The 3,598-nt window shown below is 65.5% G+C and carries 4 protein-coding genes; all 4 read right to left on the reverse strand.

Annotated features, from left to right (window positions below; translation table 11 throughout):
• Positions 1–1,156 (reverse strand): TRAP transporter large permease (locus HC022_RS21255; protein ID WP_167453751.1); only part of this gene is annotated, 1,156 nt, incomplete at its 3' end.
• A gap of 3 nt (positions 1,157–1,159) precedes the next feature.
• The gene (locus tag HC022_RS21260; RefSeq protein ID WP_040383915.1) at positions 1,160–1,723 is read right to left on the reverse strand and encodes a TRAP transporter small permease; all 564 of its coding nucleotides are present in this window, start codon (positions 1,721–1,723) and stop codon (positions 1,160–1,162) included.
• Positions 1,720–2,721 (reverse strand): TRAP transporter substrate-binding protein, encoded by a 1,002-nt coding sequence (locus HC022_RS21265; RefSeq protein WP_008884154.1) that lies wholly within the window; start codon positions 2,719–2,721, stop codon positions 1,720–1,722. The genes HC022_RS21260 and HC022_RS21265 overlap by 4 nt, the downstream gene beginning before the upstream one ends.
• Before the next feature lie 66 nt (positions 2,722–2,787).
• On the reverse strand, positions 2,788–3,598 hold an 811-nt coding region (locus tag HC022_RS21270; RefSeq protein WP_008884955.1), incomplete at its 5' end, for a creatininase family protein.

Raw genomic sequence — 3,598 nt, forward strand, 5'->3', positions numbered from 1 at the left:
CACGGCCGACCTCGGAGACGATGTAGAGGCCGATGCCCATGGGCGGCGTCGCGATGCCGATCAGCAGGCCGAGCTGGATGATGATGCCGAAGTGCACCCGGTCGATGCCGTAGGCGTCGATGAGCGGCAGCAGGGTCGGCACCAGGATCAGCTTCGCAGGCACCCCCTCGACGACGCAGCCGACGAGGATGATGAAGACCAGCAGCAGAGCGAGGAACACGTTCTTGTTGTCGGTCAGCGCGAAGGTGAAATCCGCAAGCTTCTGCGGCGTCTGGTCGATGGCCAGCAGCCAGCCCATGGCGATGGAGAAGGCGATGATGATCATGATGACGGCGGTCATCATGGCGGTGTCGCTGAGCGCCGCGAAGAAGGCGCGGAAGGTCAGTTCCTTGTACCAGATGCCGATCAGGATGCAGTAGATGCAGGCCAGAACGCCCGCCTCGGTGGCGGTGACGAAGCCGAACATGATCGAGCCGAGGATAATCGCGGGGGCCACCAGCGCAAGGAAGCCGTGCTTGGCGGTGCCCGCCACTTCACGCACGGTGGCCCGGCGCTGGGTGGGGAACTCCTGGAACTGCGCCCGGATACGGACGTAGATCATCAGCGCGAGGCCCACGAGGATGCCCGGGATCAGGCCCGCGAGGAACATCCGCTCGATGGATTGCTGCGCCAGGAAGGCGTAGAGCACGAGGCCGATCGACGGCGGGATGAGCGGGCCGATAACCGACGAGGCCACGGTGATTGCGGCCGCGAAGTCGGGCTTGTAGCCGTTCTCGCGCATGGCCTTGATTTCGATGGCGCCGAGGCCGGCGCAGTCGGCGACGGCGGCGCCCGAGATGCCCGCGAAGATCATCGACGACAGGATGTTCACCTGCGCGAGGCCGGCCTTGAGGTGGCCCACCAGCGCGTTGGCGAAGGCGAAGATGCGCTCGGTCACGCCGGTCGCGTTCATCAGGTTGCCGGCCATGATGAAGAACGGCACGGCGGTGAGCGACGCCTTGTTCACACCCTCGAGCATCTGCTGGGGAATGATCTGCAGCGCGGTCGAGAAATCGGACGTCAGGAAGGTGAGCACCGTGGCGGTGCCGATGGCGATCGAGATGGGCACGCGCAAGAGGATCAGCGCGATGAAGGTGCCGAAGAGGATCCAGGCCATGGGTCAGATTTCCGGATGGTGGTCGGTGACGTTCTCGGGCATGCCGGCCGCCAGCTTCGCGATATCGAGAATGGCGGTCAGCGCCACGAGCGCCGTCGAGATGAAAAGCGGCAGCGACAGGGCGAGACGGGGGAGCTCTACGCCGGTCGGCATGGTGGCACCGTCATAGATGCCGGTGGAGGTCGCGATGACCTTGGGCACCTGCATCAGCAGGACACCGGTCACAATCAGCGTGGCGGCGTCGGAGACGATCCGCGTCACCAGCATCCCGGCCGCACCCATCCGCTCGGCGAGGAAGTCCACGCGCACGTCCTTGAGGCGCGCATAGAGGGCGAAGAAGCCGAAGAAGCTGAGCCAGATGAAGAACACCATGGTCCATGGCCAGATCCAGTAGGCGGCAAGGCCCATCGGGCGCAGGATCATGGTCGCGGTGGTCAGCGCCAGCATCGCCAGCAGGCAGGCGTTGGACAGCCACAGGAAGGCGCCGCCCATCTGCCAGTTCAACCGGTCGAGCCGGTTGAGAGCCCGCTGCAGCGGGCTCTCTGGGGAATATTCGAACGGTGTCACTGGGGGGTGGCCCGCGTCTCTTCGATGGCCGAGAGCAGACCTTCGGGCAGGGCGCCGGCAGCGTCCTGGGCCTCGTAATAGGTCTTCATGGTCTCGACCAGCGGGGCAGTGTCGAGCTCGACGTAGGTGGCGCCGGCATCGACCATGCGCTTGATGCTCTCGTCGGCAACGGAGAACATCAGGTCCTGCGACATCTCGCCGGCCTCGTCATAGGCCTTGAGCAGGCCGGCGCGCGTCTCTTCGTCGAGTGCGTTCAGAGCCTGTTCGTTGACCATGAAGCCGATGGACTGCCAGTACTCGTCCATGCGGGTGATGTAGGGAGCGACCTCGTTGAAGCGCATGGCCTCCACCAGCGCGATGGGCGAGTTCACCGCCTGCACGATGCCCTTCGAGATCGACTGGTAGACCTCGGTCCAGGGCAGGGTGATCACCTCGGTGCCGATGGCGTCCCAGGTCTCGATGGCGCTCTTGCTTTCGTGCATGCGCAGCTTGAGGCCGTTGTAGTCGTCGGCGGTCTCGATCGGCACGTTGGACACGGTCACGCGGAACGGGCCGCGCAGGACGCGGGTCGGGTCGCCCAGCGGACGCACGCCGGACTGCGCGGCGGCGTTGTCGAACCAGCCCTTCACGGTGTCCGAGTTCATGAAGCGGACCCAGTGGTCATAGTCGTCGAAGGCGAAGGCGGGCGTGGTCCAGTCCAGCGCTGGCTCCCACTTCTTCATGTAGCTGTAGCCCTCGGCGTAGATCTGGATGATGTTCGCCTGCAGCTGCTCGAGAACGGCGTTCTCCTTGCCCAGCTGCTCGTTGGGGTAGACGGTGATCTTGAGCTCGCCGCCGGTGTATTCCTCGGTCAGCTCGGCGAATTTCTGGAAGACCTGCCCTTCGGGGCTGTCCACCGGCATCTTGGTGGCCATCTTCCAGGTGGTCTCTGCATGGGCCACGGTGCCCAGCAGCATGGCGAGGCCCGAAGCGAGGCCAAGGATCGTCTTGGTAGTCATTGGAAGTTCCTCCTGGTTGGGGGGTGACCGGCGGTCGGCGCCGCCGGTTCGTGGTTGTTGCGGGGATCAGTCGTGCAGGCCCTTGGCGACGTGGTCGATCACCAGACCCGCGCCGATGGCGGCAAGGCGCTTGACCAGCACGTCGCCGGTCTCGGCCGAGCACAACGTCGGGTTGCAGCCGTAGGCGCCGGTCTCGGTCGCCTCGAGCGCCTCGATGGGCGCCTGGATCTTGGCGCCGTCGTAGACCACCGACGAGAAGCCGCCGATGTCCATGCCCTTGATGGTGCTGCCGGTGGGGGCCTCGCGCACGAGGTCCTTGCGGATCAGGTCGGGGTAGAAGTGCAGGCCGACCGAGGTCAGCGGGTCGCCGCCGTGGCCGGACGAGGCCTTGGCCTTCTCGGCGCCGATGAGCGCGGGAAGCTCGCCGTAGGCCACCTGCCAGAGGTACATCGACGGGATGAAGAGACCCGCCTTCTGGCGCCAGCGCAGCGCCACCTCGGTGATCGCAGGGACGTTGCCGCCATGGCCGTTGACGATCATGATCTTGCGGATGCCGTGACGGTTGAGGCAGCCGAACATGTCGTCGAGGATGCCGCAGAGCGTCGCGTGGCTGATCGAGATGCCGCCGTGGCTCGATTCGAAATAGTCCTTGCCGCCGAAGGGGATGACGGGCGCCACGAATGTGGACACGCCGCCTTCGCGCGCGGCCTTGGCAATCTCCATCGCCATCAGGTCGGCGGCGAGGTAGTCGCCCATCGGCGCGTGGATGCCCTGGTCTTCGAGCGAGCCCATGGGCAGCAGCACCACGGCCTCGGAGGTGAGTTCCTGCCGTGCCTCTTCCGAGGTCAGCTCTGCCATTCGGATCTTGTCGATCATC

This window comes from Salipiger sp. HF18 (genome assembly GCF_011806505.1).
Classification (GTDB): Bacteria; Pseudomonadota; Alphaproteobacteria; order Rhodobacterales; family Rhodobacteraceae; genus Salipiger; species Salipiger thiooxidans.

Coding starts and splice junctions, on each gene's coding strand:
- HC022_RS21265 (WP_008884154.1), bottom strand. CDS start 2,721: ATGACTACCAAGACGATCCTTGGCCTCGCTTCGGGCCTCGCCATGCTG.